At 66.9% G+C, this 18,956-nt stretch carries 14 protein-coding genes; 4 read left to right on the top strand and 10 right to left on the bottom strand.

Features of this window, described 5'->3' with window-relative positions; translation table 11 throughout:
* Window positions 1–222: 222 nt before the first annotated feature.
* Entirely contained in the window at window positions 223–3,798 is a 3,576-nt protein-coding gene (locus ACLQ3I_RS13835; protein ID WP_425802488.1) for an indolepyruvate ferredoxin oxidoreductase family protein, read from the top strand.
* 168 nt (window positions 3,799–3,966) lie between these two features.
* Here ACLQ3I_RS13835 and ACLQ3I_RS13840 read toward each other — a convergent pair whose 3' ends face one another.
* The 4 genes from ACLQ3I_RS13840 to ACLQ3I_RS13855 all read right to left on the bottom strand — a co-directional run bounded on the left by ACLQ3I_RS13840 (window position 3,967) and on the right by ACLQ3I_RS13855 (window position 7,228).
* Window positions 3,967–4,593 (bottom strand): TetR/AcrR family transcriptional regulator, encoded by a 627-nt coding sequence (locus ACLQ3I_RS13840; RefSeq protein WP_425788767.1) that lies wholly within the window; start codon window positions 4,591–4,593, stop codon window positions 3,967–3,969.
* Between the two features lie 43 nt (window positions 4,594–4,636).
* Window positions 4,637–5,257 carry a nitroreductase family protein gene (locus tag ACLQ3I_RS13845; RefSeq protein ID WP_425788769.1) on the bottom strand — a complete coding sequence of 207 codons (621 nt, stop codon included), beginning with the start codon at window positions 5,255–5,257 and terminating at the stop codon, window positions 4,637–4,639.
* A 124-nt stretch (window positions 5,258–5,381) separates the two neighbouring features.
* Window positions 5,382–5,780: an NUDIX domain-containing protein gene (locus ACLQ3I_RS13850; RefSeq protein ID WP_425802490.1), complete on the bottom strand. Its 399-nt coding sequence runs from the start codon at window positions 5,778–5,780 to the stop codon at window positions 5,382–5,384.
* Entirely contained in the window at window positions 5,777–7,228 is a 1,452-nt protein-coding gene (locus ACLQ3I_RS13855; RefSeq protein ID WP_425802493.1) for a carboxyl transferase domain-containing protein, read from the bottom strand. The genes ACLQ3I_RS13850 and ACLQ3I_RS13855 overlap by 4 nt, the downstream gene beginning before the upstream one ends.
* A 124-nt stretch (window positions 7,229–7,352) precedes the next feature.
* Here ACLQ3I_RS13855 and ACLQ3I_RS13860 point away from each other — a divergent pair, with 124 nt between their 5' ends.
* Complete coding sequence (locus ACLQ3I_RS13860) at window positions 7,353–7,829, top strand: SRPBCC family protein (RefSeq protein WP_425788775.1); 477 nt, start codon at window positions 7,353–7,355, stop codon at window positions 7,827–7,829.
* Here ACLQ3I_RS13860 and ACLQ3I_RS13865 read toward each other — a convergent pair.
* The 4 genes from ACLQ3I_RS13865 to sucC form a co-directional block, all read right to left on the bottom strand.
* Complete coding sequence (locus tag ACLQ3I_RS13865) at window positions 7,817–8,281, bottom strand: RDD family protein (protein ID WP_425788777.1); 465 nt, start codon at window positions 8,279–8,281, stop codon at window positions 7,817–7,819. The genes ACLQ3I_RS13860 and ACLQ3I_RS13865 overlap by 13 nt on opposite strands.
* Window positions 8,274–8,960, bottom strand: a complete 687-nt coding sequence (locus tag ACLQ3I_RS13870) for a hypothetical protein (RefSeq protein WP_425802495.1) — start codon at window positions 8,958–8,960, stop codon at window positions 8,274–8,276. Before ACLQ3I_RS13870 ends, ACLQ3I_RS13865 begins: the two co-directional genes overlap by 8 nt.
* Before the next feature lie 83 nt (window positions 8,961–9,043).
* Window positions 9,044–9,934, bottom strand: a complete 891-nt coding sequence (gene sucD, locus ACLQ3I_RS13875; RefSeq protein ID WP_164306437.1) for a succinate--CoA ligase subunit alpha — start codon at window positions 9,932–9,934, stop codon at window positions 9,044–9,046.
* An 11-nt stretch (window positions 9,935–9,945) separates the two neighbouring features.
* Window positions 9,946–11,109, bottom strand: coding sequence for an ADP-forming succinate--CoA ligase subunit beta (gene sucC / locus ACLQ3I_RS13880; protein WP_425788781.1), 1,164 nt, complete (start codon window positions 11,107–11,109; stop codon window positions 9,946–9,948).
* Window positions 11,110–11,533: 424 nt separating this feature from the next.
* On the opposite strand from sucC, the gene ACLQ3I_RS13885 reads away from it, so the two are divergent.
* Window positions 11,534–12,631, top strand: coding sequence for a M23 family metallopeptidase (locus ACLQ3I_RS13885; protein ID WP_425802497.1), 1,098 nt, complete (start codon window positions 11,534–11,536; stop codon window positions 12,629–12,631).
* Between the two features lie 71 nt (window positions 12,632–12,702).
* On the opposite strand, the gene ACLQ3I_RS13890 is transcribed toward ACLQ3I_RS13885, so the two are convergent.
* Window positions 12,703–15,216, bottom strand: a complete 2,514-nt coding sequence (locus ACLQ3I_RS13890; protein WP_425802500.1) for a UvrD-helicase domain-containing protein — start codon at window positions 15,214–15,216, stop codon at window positions 12,703–12,705.
* Window positions 15,217–15,455: 239 nt separating this feature from the next.
* On the opposite strand from ACLQ3I_RS13890, the gene ACLQ3I_RS13895 reads away from it, so the two are divergent.
* Entirely contained in the window at window positions 15,456–17,054 is a 1,599-nt protein-coding gene (locus ACLQ3I_RS13895; protein ID WP_425788787.1) for a hypothetical protein, read from the top strand.
* A 6-nt stretch (window positions 17,055–17,060) separates the two neighbouring features.
* Here the strand turns inward: ACLQ3I_RS13895 and ACLQ3I_RS13900 are convergent, their stop codons facing one another.
* A complete protein-coding gene (locus ACLQ3I_RS13900; RefSeq protein WP_425802503.1) occupies window positions 17,061–18,932 on the bottom strand; it encodes a hypothetical protein in 1,872 nt (623 codons plus the stop codon).
* Window positions 18,933–18,956 lie beyond the last annotated feature (24 nt).

Raw genomic sequence — 18,956 nt, forward strand, 5'->3', positions numbered from 1 at the left:
AGTTAGTGGTGATTAACTGAACCGCATCGTACGTCAGCCCGGTGCGACTTGTCACGTGCCCTTCCCGACACTCATCACATTCTCGCAGCCGACGTGACGCGGCTCACGAAATTTCGTACTGTGGTGTCAGGCCCACCACCCACGGGCCCACATAACCGACGCCCGCGACGCCACCACCCACCGGCTTCGTGGACCGACATATGAAGAAGGCCAGGTAACCCCATGACCCTCGCAGACGACCGCGCGCGCCGAGTAGGTGCGCACACCGAAGCCGGTTCACGCGGCGCCCCGATTCCCGGGGGCGCGACATTCTCCCTCGACGACCGCTACACGCGTGAGTCGGGCACCATCTACCTCACCGGCATCCAAGCGCTGGTCCGAATGGTCCGCGACCGCGCTCGCATCGATCGGCTGCAGAATCTGCGGACCGCCTCCTTCATCTCCGGTTACGAGGGCTCGCCGCTGGCCGGCTACGACCTGGAGATCGCCCGTCGCCGCATCTACCTCGAGCCCTACGACATCGTCCACCGCCCCGGGCTGAACGAGGAGATCGCGGCGACATCGGTGATGGGTTCCCAGGTGGCCGGGCAGGTGGGGCATCTCGCCCCGGACGCCGCGGGACATGCCCGCGACGGGGTGGTCGGCTACTGGTACGGCAAGGCTCCAGGCCTGGACCGCGCCACCGATGCGTTGCGGCACGCCAACCTGATCGGCACGCACCCCGCCGGTGGAGCGGTCGCACTGGTCGGCGACGACCCGGGCGCGAAGAGTTCGACGGTCCCGTGCGCGTCGGAGATGGCGCTCGCGGATCTGTACATGCCGATCCTCTACCCTGCCGATTCCCAGGACATCCTCGATCTCGGCGTGCACGCCGCGGTGATGAGTCGAGCCAGCGGCCTGTGGACCTCGATGAAGATCTCCGCGCACGTCGCCGACGGCGCCTCCACCGCCATGGTGGATCCGGCCCGGATCATGCCGGTCTACGGAGACCTCGGCACCAGCCCACACGTTCCGAGCGGTCGTCTGCTGGGCGCGAATCTGATGGAGCTGGAACAGAATCAGCTCACCACCCGCATCCCGCGTGCGCTCGAGTACGCGCGCCTCAACGGGATCAACCGGATCACCGTGTCGAGCCCCGACGACCACATCGGCATCGTCGCCGCAGGCAAGACCTATCTCGACCTCCGGGAGGCGCTGCGTCTGATGCGCATCAGCGACGACGATCTGTGCCGTCTCGGCGTCCGCATCCTGAAGCTCGGGATGGTGTACCCGATCGAGCGAGATATCCTGAACCGCTTCATGTTCGACACCGCAACCGGCGAACTCGACGAGGTCATCGTGATCGAGGAGAAACGCGACTTCATCGAGACGATGATGCGTGACATTCTCTTCCGACACCCTCGTGCTCCTCGGATCGTCGGCAAGACGAACGAGGACGGCTCGACGCTCTTCTCGAGATTCGGCGAACTCGACGTCGACGCCGTCTCCCGCGGCCTCGCCCAACGCCTCGCGCACCACCATCACATCGACGCCGCGCAGAACTGGCTCGACCGCAAATCGCAGCGGCGCGGGCGGATCGAACTGCCGCTCGCCGTCCGCACGCCCTACTTCTGCTCCGGCTGCCCGCACAACAGCTCTACCAAGGTATCCGACGACACACTCGTCGGAGCCGGGATCGGTTGTCACGCCATGGTTCTGCTGATGGACCCCCGTCAGGTAGGAGACATCGCCGGCGTCACCCAGATGGGCGGCGAGGGCGCACAGTGGCTGGGAATGGCGCCATTCGTGACCGCCGACCACTTCGTTCAGAACGTCGGCGACGGGACCTTCATGCACTCGGCATCGCTGGCCCTGCGCGCGGCGGTCGCGGCGGGCGAGAACATCACCTACAAGTTGCTGTACAACGGAACCGTGGCGATGACCGGCGGCCAGGATCCCGTGGGTGCCATGGGCTTGCCCCGTCTGACGTCGTTGCTGATCGACGAGGGCGTCGCCCGAATCGTGGTGACCTCCGACGATCCCAAGCGCACCAAATGCCTCGCACTCCCCGGAAGTGTCGAGATACGTCACCGAGACGAGATGCTCGACGTACAGACCGAACTGGCCGCGGTCGCCGGCGTGACGGTGCTGATCCACGATCAGCATTGCGCTGCGGAGGAACGCCGGAAGCGCAAGCGCGGCACCGTCGAGACCCCCAATCAGCGCGTGATGATCAACGAGCGCATCTGTGAGGGCTGCGGCGACTGCGGCGAGAAGTCGAACTGTCTCTCCGTTCATCCGGTCCAGACCGAGTTCGGCCGCAAGACCCGGATCGACCAGAGTTCCTGCAACCTCGACTTCTCGTGTCTGAAGGGCGACTGCCCGTCCTTCGTGACCGTCACGCCCGGAACACGCCGCGTAAGCGCGCGGGCCGACGACATCGCCGACACGGCACTGCCGACGCCGGACGTCCCGGAACTCCGTGACACATTCACCCTGCGGGTCACCGGAATCGGCGGCACCGGCGTGGTGACCGTGTCGCAGGTCCTGGCCACCGCGGCGGTGTTGGACGGGCACGCCGCCCGCACCGTGGACATGACCGGCCTCGCCCAGAAGGGCGGTGCGGTGGTGAGCGATGTGAAGGTGTCGCCGGGAGTCATCGAGCAGGCCGCCAAGGTCGCCTCCGATGATTGCGACCTCTACCTGGTGTGCGATCCCCTCGTCGGCACCGATCCCGTCAACCTGAAGGTCGCGGCGCCGGACAAGACGGTGGCCGTGGTCTCGACGACCGAGATCCCCACGGGCGCGATGGTCATCGACACCTCGGTCGGCTTCCCGGCCGCCCACCAGGTCCACTCCGCAATCGACGCCAAGGTGGCACGTGCGGTTTACCTCGACCCGGGTGCGCTCTCGACCGGGCTGTTCGGCGACGAGCAGTACGCCAACATGCTCATGGTCGGGGCGGCATATCAGGCAGGTGCGCTGGCGATCTCGGCAGAGTCCGTGGAGCGGGCCATCGAACTCAACGGCGTCGCCGTGGAGGCCAACACGCAGGCCTTCCGCCGCGGTCGGCAGATCGTCGACGACCCGGATGCCGTGACGGACGCGCTCGCGGCTCTGCACGGTTCGTCGTCACCGGACATCATCCCGAGCGACCGTGCCGCGGCGGCGGTCACGGCGCTGGATATTGTCGACGACGACCTCGCCCACGCGATCGCGGCCCGATACGACGAGTTGATCGCCTACGCAAACGAGCGTTATGCGCGTCGGTATCTCGAGCTGGTGGACCGGGTGCACAGGGCCGGCCACGGCGATGGATTGACCGGCGCCGTGGCCCGCAACCTCTACAAGCTCATGGCCTACAAGGACGAGTACGAGGTGGCTCGGCTGACGCAGGATGCGGCTTTCGCTTCACGAATCGCCGAGCAATTCGGCGACGACGCCGAGGTCGCCGTGCGGCTGCATCCGCCGACGTTGCGTCATCTCGGGATGCGCGAGAAGATATCGCTCGGGGCCTGGGCGGATCGGCCGCTGGCCGGTCTCGCAAAGATGAAGCGCCTGCGCGGTACCAAGCTGGACCCGTTCGGACACAATGAGATCCGCCGGACCGAGCGCGCATTGATCGTCGAGTACCGCGAGATCGTCGAGGCGATCCTCGCGGGGCTGTCGAGCGGCCGGATCGGCACCGAACAGCTGCCGTCCGCTGTCGCACTCGCCGACCTGCCGGACCTGGTCCGCGGCTACGAGAGCATCAAGATGAGCAATGTCGAGCACTACCGCGAGGAGGTCGTCAAACAGCGCGCGGCGCTGGGGATCTGACCGTGCGCGATTGGTCTCGATACGTTTCCGTCGCTACGCTCCTCCACTACTCGACCGACGAACCCCAACCGCCGGTCGAGTAGCCCGCGAGCGAAGCGACCCGACGAACCCCAACCGCCGGTCGAGTAGCCCGCGAGCGAAGCGAGCCGGCGTATCGAGACCACGAGATCACTCCGCCCGCAACGCTGCCCACGCCATCGCGCCGAGCACGGCGCGCAGGCCCGGTTCCGGGTAGGCCGGGAGACGCGGCGACGAGTTCAGCAGACCGAACGTGGCATGCACTCGCACCCGGGCCTCATCGCGGTCGAGCGCACCGACGCCCGCGGTCACGTACACGGCCAGCAGCACGTCGACCCACTGCTCCACGTAGCGCCGCTGCAGGGATCGCACCCGATGATTCGCGGCCGGTGTCAGCGACGACAGGTCGCGGTCTTGCACTGCGATCAGATCGGGCTTGGTGACGAGCACGTCGATGTGGAAGCGGATCAGATCGTGCAGCGTCTGCTCAGGTGCACCGTCACGGGCGACGACCTCCGCGCCGCCGTCATGCAGTCGCTGACTGATGTCGACGAGCATCTCGTCGAGTAGGTCGGTCTTCGACGAGAAATGACGGTACATCGCCGGGCCACTGACGCCCACCGCTCCGCCGATGTCCTCCAGGGTCACCCCGGCAAAGCCACGGGCCGCCATCAGGCGCGCGGCGGCCTCGAGCAATTCGGCCCGCCGCGCCGCCTTCGCCTGCCCGCGACGGGTGCGCGCAGGCTGCTCGGATGACGAGGTTGGCGACGTGGTCATGATGAGTTCGCACTCTACCGCCGCGTCGGTCACATCATGGCCGTCACCAGCCGTTGACGTGCAGGATGTCGTCGAGGGGTTTGCGGCCGGCCGGCTTGAAGTCGGTACCCGTGTAGTACGCGACGGGCAGCAGCACCCCCTGGTGAACGGAGTCCGGGATGCCCAGGAGCTCGGCGACCTCACGTTCATAGGTCAGGTGCAGAGTCGTCCAGGCAGATCCCAATCCGCGAGCACGCAGCGCGAGCTGCAGACTCCACGCGCCCGGCAGCAACGAACCCCAGAGACCCGCCTGGTTGCCCGCCGGGAGTTCGCCTCCGCTGTAGATCGCACCGATCACCAGAACCGGCACCTGCCCCATCGTGTCGGCCAGGTACTGCGCGCTCGACGCGACGCGGCGGGCGGTGTCGTCGGCCCTGGGCTGGTTCGCCGAGTACGCGGCGAACGACTTCGCATAGAGGTCGGCCACCTTCTGTCTGATGTCCGGCTCGGTCACCACGATCCAGTGCCAACCCTGACTGTTGCTTCCCGACGGCGCCTGCAGCGCCACCTCCAGCGCCTCGGTGACGATCTCCAGTGGCACCGGACGTTCCAGGTCGAGACGCTTGCGCACCGAACGTGTGGTGGTGAGCAGTTCATCGGGGTCCAGCGGTAACAGGTCCGTCATGCGAGATCCTCCATTGTCGAAAATGCCGGTCGGCCATCGTGAGACCACTCTCCAGCTTGGCCGCACGAGGCGACGATGTCGATGCCGGCCGCCCGACCTGCCGCGATGGCACGGCTCAGGAATCTCACCGGAGCAGGCCATACCGACGGAGGTGGTCGACCAACCCGTCGGTCAGCGGCAACTCGTTCAGCTCGCACGCTGCGACCCATCGGGCATCCGCAGCGTCGTCGCCGGCCCGGATCGTGCCCGAACGGTATTCGGCCACGAAGCCGTGGACCTCGTACAGCACGTCGTCGTCGCCCGGGATGTCGACCACCCACGCTTGTGCCCCCACCTCCACGATGAGACCCGTCTCCTCCTCGACCTCACGCGCGGCCGCAGCGGGGAGCGTCTCCCCTGGCTCGACCTTGCCGCCCGGCACGCTCCAACGGCCGGCCTGTGGCGGATACCGGCGCTGTACCAGTAGCAGCCGGTCGGCGGAATCCCAGACGACGGCTCCGACCCCGACGACACGCCGGGTCACCTGCCGGCTCCGGGGACGCGAGTTCGACGGGAGTCCGACGGTGTCGGTCCGCAAGCCAGTTCCGCGGCGATCGCCGATCGGAGACGAGCCATCCCGTCGGGTGCCATCACCTCGACCAGACGATCGACGGTGCCGTCGGCGAACAATGCGCCTGCGACGATCCCCTGGTCGGCAGCCAACTCTGCCGCGTGGTCGGTGTCTCGGTGCACGATGAGGCTGGAACCTTCCGGCGGCAGGGGCGACAGCCACGCATCGGTCGCCGCGATCCTGCGGTCCGCCGGGAAAATGGCCAGCGCCGCCCCACCCGCACCCTGCCCGAGCAGAACCGAGACGGTCGGAACCGGGACCGCCACGAGTTCCGCTGTGCAGCGGGCGATCTCGGAGGCCAGCCCGGACTCTTCGGCTGTCACCGACAATTCGGCACCCGGGGTGTCGATGACGGTGACCACCGGCAAACCCAGGTCGGTCGCCATGGTCATCCCGCGTCGCGCAACTCGGAGATCGACCGGACCGATCAGTTCCCCGCCCGCCTGTATCCGCCGGTCGTGCCCGATCACCACCGCCGAATTGCCGCCGAACCTGTGGAGCGCCAACCACAACGGCGCATTGCCACGGAGCACGACAGCGCCATCCACCGCCAGGAGCTCCTTCAGTCCGGGCCGATCCGGCGCCCTGGTCGCGACGACGGCGTCCCAGGCCGTGCCGGTGTTCGGAGGGTCCGAGCGCGGGTCGGTCTGCGCGTCCCCCTGCCGGTTCGCTCCCGGCGCCGTGGCGGACAGCACCGCGAGCGTTTCTCCGACGACGGCGGCAAGACGGTCGGTCGGCACAACGGAATCCACCAACCCTCGTCGCTGCAGATTCTCCGACGTCTGGACGTTCGCGGGGAACGGCTCGCCGTACAGCCCTTGGTAGACACGGGGACCGAGGAACCCGACGAGCGCCGACGGCTCCGCCCAGGTCACGTGCCCGAGGGAACCCCACGACGCGAACACCCCACCCGTCGTCGGGTGTCGGAGGTACACCAGGTACAGGAGCCCGGCAGCCTTGTGCGCGTTGACCGCGCCCGTGATCGCAACCATCTGCAGGAACGCCGCCGTGCCTTCCTGCATTCTGGTCCCACCCGACGCCGGGAGGGCCAGCACGGGGATCCTCTCCTGTGTCGCCCGTTCGATCGCCGCGACCACTCGCTTACCGGCGCTCCGGCCGATCGACCCGCCGAGGAAGCCGAATTCGCTGACCACCACGGCCACCCGGACATCGCGGACGCGACCGGATCCGGTGATCACCGATTCATCCGGCCCGGTGTGCTCACGCGCCCGGGCGAGCGAGGACCGATATCGCGGGTCGGTCGGCTCCCAGCCGACGGGAGCATCCCATCTCTCGAATGTGCCGTGATCGAACAGCGATTCGACCAGACTGCTGGCATCGGCGCGCGGGCGATCGGTCACCCTCACATCGTAGTGTGGCCCGCCCGCCGGACGACCGTTCGGAAACAATCGGCCCGGACCGGTGATTCGTGGCGCCCGCGGCGGTCATAATCGCGGAATACACTCACCCTGACAGGAGCTCACCATGTCCGACTACACCGTGACGCGAACCACCACGATCGCCGCGGCGCCTGAGGATATCTACCCGCTCATCGTCGATTTCCACCAGTGGAAGCGGTGGTCGCCGTGGGAGGGCCTCGACCCTGACCTCACACGGGAGTATGCGGGGGCCGACAGCGGTGTCGGCGCGACGTACTCATGGTCGGGAAACCGCAAGGCCGGCAAGGGCACGATGGAGATCACCGACGTCACGGAACCCACCCGGATCGGCGTCGCCGTCGCGTTCGAGAAGCCGATGAAGTCGACCAGCACCAGTGTGTTCACCCTGGCGCCACGTGGCGCGCAGACCGAGATCACCTGGACGATGACCGGACCGCACTCGTTGTTCTCGCGGATCGCCGGTCCGCTGGGACTGTTCGACAAGCTGATCGGGAAGGACTTCGAAAAGGGTTTGGCCGCATTGAAATCCGAATCAGAGATCGGACCCGCTCAGCGCGAGTAGACCACCCGGGTCCGCAGCACGACGTCGGCCACCGATCGGCGTCGCCGGTCCACCGCCACCCAGACCAGCCCGACGGCGAAGAACACGCAGCACAGCGCACGCAGCAGGGCGCCGACGGGACGCATGCGGTCGCCCTTGTGGTTCACCACACGCAGGCCCATCACCACCGACCCGAGCGTGCGCCCCGATACCGCCCAGCACAACGCGAGATAGGCGATCGACACGGCGATGAAACCCGTTGCGGTGAACACTGCATTGGGCTGCGGGAAGGAGAAGTCGCGGATACTGAAGAGGAGCCGCACCATGGCAAAGCCGAGGTAGGCGCCACTCAGGATCGCGAGCACCACCAGGAGGTCGAGAGATGCCGCAACCCCGCGGCTGACGATCCCGGCGTTCTTGCTGCTGTCGTGTATCGCCGGCGGATGTGCATGGGGAGGCAGGGCGTCACTCATCGGGCGGCACCTCCGGCGCGCGCCGCAGAATCCGGCCAACGATCCCGGCCACCGCGTCATCGGCACGCTCACTTGTGCTGCGCACGTCCGTCATCACGTCGGAGGTCACGGAGGTACTCGCCTCACGGATGATGTCGGGCAGGTCCACACCCTCGATGATCTCGTTGGCCAGACCGATGAGGTCGACCCGACTCAGGATCGCGTCGACATCGATTCGCGCTGCAATCGCGTCGATGTCGATACCACCGGCCACCGCGTCGAGATCGACATTCGCCACCGCCGCGTCGAGGTCCACCCGGTCACGGATCACGGCGTCGAGATCGACACGGTCGAGAATTGCCGCGATGTCCAGGCCGGCGGCGACCTCGTTCAGATCGACGTTCTCCCGCACCAGGGTGGTCAGGTCGAGTTCGGCCACGATGGCGGAGACGATCACCGCGACAAGGGCTCGCACCCGATCGATGGACTCCGGGAGCGCGTCGAGCACTTGCTCACCACCCGCCGCCAGTCGATCCACTCCTCGCCTTCCGAGTGCACCGATCACCGGCAGGCGGAGGCCGAAACGGATACCCGATGCCACGACGGACGCCGAGGCCACCGTCGCCCGACCGGCAAGCGCCACCGCCCCGACTGCCGCCGCGACCAGTACCGCACGCGGTACCTCGTTGTCCTGGCCCACAAACGAATCGTAGCCCCCGAACGAACTGCGGCCGTTGTTGCCGGCCAACGGGAACAACGGCCGCAGATGCGTCGTGCTGGATGTCAGAGGCTCTGGTAGAGCTCCCGGGCCAGCTTGGCGGTCTCGCTCGGCGTCTTGCCGACCTTGACGCCTGCGGCCTCGAGGGCCTCCTTCTTGGCCTGCGCGGTGCCCGAGCTGCCGGACACGATGGCGCCGGCGTGGCCCATCGTCTTGCCTTCCGGCGCAGTGAATCCCGCGACGTAACCGACGACGGGCTTGGAGACGTTCGCCTTGATGTAGTCGGCCGCACGCTCCTCGGCGTCGCCACCGATCTCACCGATCATCACGATCACCTTGGTGTCGGGATCCTTCTCGAAGGCCTCGATCGCGTCGATGTGCGTGGTGCCGATGACAGGGTCGCCGCCGATACCGATCGCGGTGGAGAAGCCGATATCGCGCAGTTCGTACATCATCTGGTAGGTCAGGGTGCCCGACTTCGACACGAGGCCGATGGGTCCGGTGCCCGCGATGTTGGCCGGGGTGATGCCGACCAGCGACTCGCCGGGGGTGATGATGCCGGGGCAGTTCGGTCCGATGATCCGGGTCTTGTTGCCCTTGGACACGTTGTAGGCCCACGCGTAGGCGCTGTCCTGCACCGGAATACCCTCGGTGATGACCACCAGCAGCGGGATCTCCGCGTCGATTGCCTCGATGATGGCATCCTTGGCGAACTTCGGCGGCACGAACGCGATCGAGACGTCGGCGCCGGTCTCCTTCATCGCCTCGGCCACCGTGCCGAACACGGGCAGCTCCACGCCACCGTCGTGGCTCACCGTGGTGCCGGCCTTGCGCGCGTTGACGCCGCCGACGATGTTGGTGCCCGCCTTGAGCATCAACGCGGTGTGCTTGGTGCCCTCACCGCCGGTGATGCCCTGGACGATGACCTTGTTCGCTTTGTTCAGAAAGATCGACATGGCTCAATTCCTCACTTGCTCGCCAGTTCGGCGGCCTTGTCGGCGCCGGAGTCCATCGTTTCGGCGAGCGTCACCAGCGGGTGGTTCGCATCAGCCAGGATCTTGCGGCCTTCTTCGACCTTGTTGCCGTCCAGACGAACGACCAGTGGCTTGTTCGCGTCCGAGCCCAGCTTGTTCAGCGCGCCGACGATACCGTTGGCCACGGCGTCGCAGGCGGTGATGCCACCGAACACGTTGACGAACACGCTCTTGACCTGCTCGTCACCCAGGATCACGTCGAGACCCGCGGCCATCACCTCGGCCGAGGCGCCGCCACCGATGTCGAGGAAGTTGGCGGGCTTGACGCCCTTGTGGGCCTCACCCGCGTACGCGACGACGTCCAGGGTCGACATGACCAGCCCGGCACCGTTGCCGATGATGCCGACCTGACCGTCGAGCTTGACGTAGTTGAGGTCGTTCTCCTTGGCCTTGAGCTCCAGAGGATCGGTGGCGTCCTTGTCCTCGAAGGCCTCGTGCCCGGGCTGACGGAAGTCGGCGTTGGCGTCGAGGGTGACCTTGCCGTCGAGCGCGAGGATCTGATCGTCGGGGGTGCGAACCAGCGGGTTGACCTCCACCAGCAGAGCATCTTCGTTGATGAAGACCTCCCACAGCTTCTGGATGGTCACAGCCGCGGCGTCGAGCACCTCGGCCGGCAACTTGCCGGCCTCGGCGATGCTGCGCGCGAATGCGACATCGACACCTTTGACGGCGTCGACGGGGATCTTGGCGAGAGCGTCGGGATTCTCCTCGGCGGTCACCTCGATCTCGACTCCACCCTCGACGGAGCACATCGCCAGGTAGGTGCGGTTGGTGCGGTCGAGCAGGAAGGAGATGTAGTACTCCTCGGCGATGTCACTCGCCTCTGCGACCAGCAGTTTCTTGACGACATGTCCCTTGATGTCGAGGCCGAGGATCGACTCCGCGTTCGCCACCGCGGCGTCGACGTCAGCGGAGTACTTCACGCCGCCCGCCTTGCCGCGGCCGCCGACCTTCACCTGGGCCTTGACCATCACCGGTTTGCCGATTTCCTCAGCAATCTCCCGTGCCCCGGCAACCGTGTCGGTAACGCGGCCGGCCGAGGTGGGTACCTCGTGCTTGGCGAAAAGTTCCTTCGCCTGGTATTCGAAGAGATCCATTCAGCTCACCATCTCGTAGGTTTGTCCGCAGAAGGATGTAACACCGCAGGGGTGTATTGCGGGCCATATCGGACTTTAAACCTGCCGCGTATGGCCCCTGTCGGCGCACCCACCGCTTGTGCGACAGATCACTCGCTCGGTGGCCTCACGCACCTCACCACCCCGCTGATCGCAGCCCGATCGGAACGTGATCTGATGGACCGGTTGTCGAGGGGGCGAGGCCATCTGTGCGTGCACCCACGTGGATCGAGAATTCACCATGGTCGGCATCGGGGTGTCCGACCGGTGATGCAGCTCACATATCCGCAGGTTTTGGGCTCGTGCCGTTGCACTTGTCGCAATCAATTCGTTACCGTCGGCTGTCAGTTGGTCACAAAAGGATTACGGTCGTCAATCCGGTAGTCCTCGTTAGCAAAGAGATGAGGTGGACGACTTGACGGGACGCGGGAATCCGGACCGACCGGTCACGACCACCGGGCAGTCCTCAGCCCGCTTCACCGAAGACCGTTCCGCCACGGACGTCACCACGATCATCCCGATCGACGACTTCACCGACGGCGACACGACGTGGGACTCGGGTACGTGGAGCCGCTCTTACCATCCGACCCGCTCCGAGATCACCCAGGACATCCTGATCCCGGAGAGCGAGTTCGACGCCTACGAACACGACGAGCCGTTCGACGTCGACGGCGCCCGCCCCGACAGCTTCTCGCTCACGAGCACTGACGGCAGCGACGAGCGCCCGCTGCACATCTCCGACGACAAGCCCTTCCGCACGCGCACACCCCAGGGCGGCTCTGTCCGCCGCGGTGGCAAGCACCGCATCAGCGCTCCCCCGGCCGCCCTCAAGGGTGGCCGTGCTGCACTCATCGCCATGGCGGCCGGTGCCGCCGTCGCCGCGGTGGCACAGGTCGGTTCCACCGACAGCACGCCCACCACACCGACCAATGCCGCCAACGTCGACACGACCGGCGAGGCACCCGACCTCGGGCCCGGCGTCGCCGCGGCCGCCCCGGCGAAGGACATGGACACCTTCACCGACCAATTGGCCGTCGGCAAGCAGCGGGCCGCCGCCGAAGAGCAGCGCGAGAACCTTCTCCGCCGCCCGCTGTTCGAGTCGCCGATCCCGCTCGGCAAGTACGACTTCACGTCCACGTACTCGAATCGCTGGGGTAGCTTCCACGGCGGCATCGACCTGGCCGCGCCCCTTGGCACCCCAATCCACGCCGCCACCGACGGTGTCGTCGTCGAGGCCGGTCCCGCATCGGGCTACGGCAACTGGGTGCAGGTCCAGGCCGCCGACGGAACGATCACCATGTACGGCCACATGGCATCGTCGGGTGTGCTGGTCCAGAAGGGCCAGCGCGTCACCGCCGGCGATGTCATCGCACTCGTCGGCAGCGAGGGTTTCTCGACTGGCCCGCACTGCCACTTCGAGGTCTGGAAAAGCGGGAACACCAAGATCGATCCCGCGCCCTGGCTCGCCGAGCACGGCGTGAAGCTCGCCAACTTCAGCGGCTGACCGACGGCACCCGGGGCGATCTGGTTGTCGCCCTCCGCGCGTGCACACGACGGGCCGGAAGCCGGACGGGCCTAGAGCTTGTCGCCCGGAAGCCCTCCTGCGGTCAGCAGCGTGACCCGTCCGACGTTGCCGCCGAAATCGAACGTGATGCGTTCGGTTGCACCACTACCCTCTTTGCCCACTGCCTTACCCATGCCGTATTTCGGGTGGCTGATGCGGTCCCCGACCTCGTAGTGCACCTGCTTGTTCCGGCCCCGCGTCGGATCCGATGAGTACGACGACCGTCCACGATCGCCGCCGAAGCCACCGCCTCCGAAGCCCGAGTCACCACGACCGAACACGCCACCGCTCGAGGACAGGTGCCTACTGGCCGAGCGACGCGGTTCGGTGCGTCGCCAATCCAGCAAATGCTGCGGGATCTCTTGCAGGAAGCGCGATTCCGGATTCGACACCGGCTGACCCCAGGACGACCTCATCACCGACCGGGTGAGGTACAGACGCTCCTTGGCACGCGTGATCCCGACGTAGGCGAGCCGTCGTTCCTCGCTGAGCTCGGCAGGGTCACCGAGCGCGCGCAGATGCGGGAAATGACCGTCCTCCCAACCGGTTACGAACACGACCGGGAACTCGAGACCCTTCGCGGTGTGGAGCGTCATCATGGTGACCACGCCCTCGCCCTCGTCGGGCACCTGATCGGCGTCGGCGACCAGCGAGACCTTCTCCAAGAAGGCGGAGAGCGATCCCGGCTCGGGTTCGCCGTCGTTGTCCGGACGTTCGTCGAGCCCTTCGTCGTCGACATCTGCGGTGTCGTCGGCGGACAACCCGGCGGCATCGGCACTGAATTCTCTTGCCACCGCCACCAATTCGTTGATGTTGTCGAGTCGGGCGCCGTCCTGCGGATCGCGGGACGCCTCGAGCTCGGTCCGGTAACCGGTCCGCTCGACGATGGCGTCGACGAGCTCACCGATGTCGGCGCCCTCCTCCGTGGCGTCGACCACGGCCACATCCTCGCTCGCCTCACCCGCCGCCCCGAAGGTCGCGAGAAAGTCGTTGCGCAGCCCTTCGATGAGGTCTACGAATCCGCCGATCTGCTTCACCGCACGGGTGTTCAGCAGCGGTACGTTTCCGGCCGCGCCCTCGACGAGCGCCTCGTAGAACCCGATCCCCCGATTCTCCGCGTGCACCGCCACGCATGCCTCGGCCCGGTCTCCGATACCTCGGCGTGGGGTGTTGAGAATGCGTCGCAGACTGACCGAGTCGTCGGGGTTGGCCACCACCCGCAGGTAGGCCACGACGTCGCGCACCTCTTTGCGCTCGTAGAACTTCGTCCCGCCGACCACCTTGTACGGGATGCCGTGCCGGACGAAGACCTCTTCGAGCGATCGGGACCCCGTGTTGGTGCGATAGAACACGGCGATGTCGGAGTACGAATGGCTCGATGACCCGCCGATCGAATAGTCCGTGAGATCCTCGATCTCCTTTGCGATGAACAACGATTCGTCACGATCGGAGTCGGCGACATAGCCGACTATCAGCTCGCCGTCTCCGGAATCTGTCCACAATCGCTTCTCGCGCCGGTTCGTGTTCTGCGCGATGACGGCGTTCGCTGCCGACAAGATCGTCTGGGTGGAGCGATAATTCTGCTCGAGCAGGATGCTCTCGGCGTTCGGGAAGTCGCGTTCGAATTCCTCGATGTTGCGGATCGTCGCGCCGCGGAACGCGTAGATCGACTGATCGGCGTCGCCGACCACGCACAATTCCGACGGCGCCACCGGCGAATCGGAGTCCTCGTCGCCGACCAACTCGCGGATGAAAACGTACTGAGCGTGGTTGGTGTCCTGGTACTCGTCGACCATCACGTGGCGGAACCGGCGGCGGTAATACTCCGCGACCTCCGGATGCCGCTGGAGAAGTGCCACGGTCTCGCCGATCAGATCGTCGAAGTCGAAGGCATTCGCGGTCTGCAGGCGGCGTTGGTACTCCGCATAGACCTGCGCCACCACCAACACCGAGGGCTCGGCGTCGGACGCCGCGGCCAGCGCGGAAGCGGGATCGATGAGCTCGTTCTTGAGATTCGAGATGTTCACCGAGACACCGCGCGGACTGAACTTCTTCGGATCGAGCTGCATGTCACGGATGATCATGCCCAGCAACCGTTTCGAATCATCCGCGTCGTAGATGGAGAAGTTCGAGTTCCGCGATCCGAGCAGTGCCGACTGCGCACGCAGGATCCGCACGCAGGTGGCGTGGAACGTCGACACCCACATGTATGCGGCACGCGGGCCGACCAGATCGATCACGCGTTCGCGCATCTCGGCGGCGGCCTTGTTGGTGAAGGTGATCGCCAAGATCTGGCCGGGCGTCGTGTCCCGCTCGGCCAGGAGGTAGGCGATCCTTCGCGTCAGCACCGCCGTCTTGCCCGAACCTGCGCCCGCCACGATCAGCAACGGCCCACCGGCATGCAGGACCGCCGCCCGTTGCTGCGGGTTGAGGCCGTCGAGAAGACGGGCGGTGTGGTCGTCGGACGCGCTTCCGGTGCCGGAGTCCTGGGAGGTCTGGGCCGTTTCGCGGGTGGAGCTTGTCATCGGGGTTCAGGTTACTCCGGGGCTGCGACACGACCGGATCGGCTCGCCCGCTCCAAACGATCACGCGTCGGCCGCTCGACCGCTCCCGGCATCCGCGAGCGGCTACGATATGCCCGAAATCGGGGAGTCGATACCCCGGGGGTCATTCATCCGGCGCATGTTGCCGACCGCCTTCGCCGTGGTCTGCTGTCATGCGGAGGTTGTCGCGCGTGCTCGCGGCATGTGAAGAGGGGTCTGCGATGAAACGTCAGTCCAACACCGTCCCCGTGCTGGTGTCCGGCGTCGGGCTGCTCGCGCTCATCGCGGCGCTCGTGGCGGCCGTCGTGCCGTTCCCGACCGACGGGTCCGGCGCTCCCACCGCGGCCTTCACCGCCCAGCAGGAACTCGACGACGTCGCCTTCCAACTGGGCAGCAGCCCGGGTGCCCGGTATTCGGGATCACTCACCACCACCGGCACGGGCACCGGCGCCAAGGCCCGGACGGTCGACTTCACCGACCTCACGGTGGCATCGACCAAGAACGCCGCGGGCACCGTCACCTACGACTCGTCGACCGCGGAGTACCGCCAGATCGGCAACTACCGCTACGTCAACGGCCCGGCGAAACTGTGGTCCGACCTGTTCGGGACCGCGCCCGTCGCCACCCAACTCGACCTCGGCGTGACCGACAACAAGTGGTCCAACCTGCGTTACTCGGGTCTGCCGGACCTCGGCTACCTCTTGTCTCCGGCTCTGCTCGCCGGCCGGATCGGCAACACCGAACGCGTCAAGACACCCGAGTTCGGTCTGGAGTTGCCCGCACCCAACAAGGGACTGCCCGACGCGCGGTCCTGGCCGACCACCGATCCGGTCATCACCGCCATCGGCGACGACAAGGTCCGGGTCGGTTCGATGCAGACCACCTTCGACCCGACGACCAAGCGGGTCACCCACCTCAAGGGAGAGTTCACCCGCTCGGACACCACGGTCACCGTCGACACCGACGTGACGCTGCTCCCCACCGGCGAGCTGGACACGCTCTTCACCGAAGAGCGATCCCTGGTCCCGCAGCTGACCAGCGTGCCCGCCCCGGCGGTGCCGCTGACCGACAATGCCGTCAACAGCCGCGCCGGCGGCAGCTGCACTCCGGCCTCCTGCGGTTTCGTCATCGCCGTCAACGGGGCACTGGACCCCGATGTCGCGACCGATATGCGCGGTGTTGCCGGTCACGTCAACTTCGGGATCACCATGCGATTCGCCGTCGACAACCTCAGACCCGGCGAACGCGGTGGGATCTGCACCCGGATCGTCGGCACCCCGTTCGGCGGCCGGGCCGAGACAACCTGTGCCGCAACGAACCTCCCACCGGGTTCGCGCGGGGTCAGAACCGACACGTCGGTCCGGTTCCTGCCGTTCGTCGACGTCGGCGCGAACGAGCTGAACGAGTACATCGACAGCCAGGAGAAGTCGTCCACCCTGCCGATCACTTTGGTGCGCACCGGTGCCAAGAAATTCGACGCCGCCCGCTACAACGATCAGGTGGCCGGTTTTCCCAGCAGCTACGGCGTCGAGCAGGGCGACTACATCTTCGATGGCGTCGGCCCGGAGGGCAATCTCTTCGTCTCGTTCGGACCGGGATACGCGCAGCATGTCGAGCTGGGTCGGCTGGATCCGAGCTGGCCGGGCACCGCGCTCCTGACCGAGCAGCTCAAGCAACAGCTGGCCGCCGCCGGCGATCGCGAGATCACCTACGTCGCCGCCGAGGACGAGGTCGCCACCGCACTGCGCATCCTGGCGCTCACCGAGGGCGTCAGCCCCGAGAAGCTGAAGGTGTTCTCCACTCCTCTCGACGACGCCTGAGCAGGCTCAGCCGACGAGTCTGGCCTCGGCGACCTCACCGACCCGGCCCTCCCCGGTGTGCAGCGAGAGCCCCGGCGTCACCGGTCGCACGCTGACGTGCCGACCCCGCCCCTCGAGCTGGACATAGGCGACGTGCAATCCGGCGCGCACCGGCACGCGAACCGTGCGGCCGCCGTCGAGCCCCATGTCGACGTCACCGTCCATGTCGGCGCAGTAACTGACCGCGACGGTCCAACGCCATTGCAGCAGTGGACCATCGAGGACGAGCCGCCGGGGACCCGCCACCTCGGGACGGGTGCACGACCCCCGGCCCGGCCGCACTGTGCGGGCGGGCGTGACGGCGCCGGGCACCATGTTGCCCGCCTTGTCGAGAACGTTCAGCCGGTCGGTTGTGGCCGCGAAATCCGGGCGGTCCTGCACCCGTCCGAACGTGTGACTGATCTGATTGCTCGGATACGCAACCGGGAGGAGCACCTCCAACGGGAGCGACTGGTCGACCATCGGATGATCCCGGTTCGCGGCAAGCGAGCGCTTCGCGTTGGCGAGATAGTCGCCGGTCGGATCGTCGCGCCACGACGTCGAGAAGGACACCAGCGAGATCACCGCCGACACCACGGCGAGCGCACCGGCCAGCGGCACGATGACCGGAGCCAGTCGTCGTGACTCCGGGGAACCGCCGTGGCGTACGGCCTCACCACGTGCCGTCGCCGGCGACGCGGCGATCAGGGAGATCGCGATGGTGATCACGAGGGCGGCGTCGGGGAGGTACCGCATGGTCTGCGCCAGTTCGAGTGCGGTGTTGGCGCTCGAGCGGTTCCACAACACCGGGAGCTGGGCGCCGACAACGTAGACGGCCGTACAGACCAGCACCGCCACCGCGCCCCGACGACGTGTGACCGCCCACCACACCAGCACGGCGAGGACCACCCAGCCCAGGACGATCATCCATACCGGCGCGAATCCCATGGGCGGGCTCGGCACCCAGCGCTCCCATTCCCAGGGGCCGCCGACCAGCGACGGGATGACCGCGTCGTTGATCGACCGCCACACCAGCCTCAGCGTCTGCGTCGCCGAGTGCTGCCCCGCGGTGGCGTCGGAGACGGAGAAGAACACCACCGCCCACGCCACGAAGATGACCGCCAGCGACGCCCACAGTGCGCGCGCACTGGTGAATGCCCTGATCAGAGCACTGTCCGGGCGATCAGGACCGGAATCGGCCGCGGTCTCGGTCCGCGGCACGGCGTTGTCATCCGGGCGTTCGGTGAAACGGGCGGCGAGTACGGCCGCGACGAACGCCACCGGAAGGATGAAGAGCGACTTCTCGAAGAATGTCAGAGCGATCACGAACACCACCGACGACCGGATCACGATCATCCGGGCGTCGCGTCGGCGGCCACGCGACCTCGTCAACAGCACCGCGTCCGCGACGATCCAGGCCATCGCCGCCTGCATCGGCAATGTGTTGAGCGCGGCTGCCCACCAGGCGAACGCCGGCACGGTCATCGGGCTGAACAGGTAGAAGGTCAGGGCGGCGAGTGCCGCCAACCCGGCTCGCGGGCCGGCGATCACCCGGATCATCCGCCACACGGAGAACGAGGCGATGGCCTGCAGCACGATCATGCTGATGGCCGGCACCAGCCAGTTCACCGGCGCGATCACCGTGGACAGGCCTGCCAGCAGGAACGCCGCGGGCATGAAATGCCCGTCGTGGCTGTGCCCGAGATAATCCCAACTGAGGATCGGGAGCGTCGATGCGCGGCCGATCAGCACCAGGTCGTCCCAGTAGAAGTTGCCGGTGGCTGCCAACCAGCCGCGGACGACGAGCTGTACGAGAATCAACGCGATGGCAACCGACGACACTGTCCCCCTGCTCAGCATGGGCTCCAGTCTCACGGCCATCGG

Origin of the sequence: Gordonia sp. DT101 (assembly GCF_049844895.1) — a bacterium.
GTDB lineage: Bacteria > Actinomycetota > Actinomycetes > Mycobacteriales > Mycobacteriaceae > Gordonia.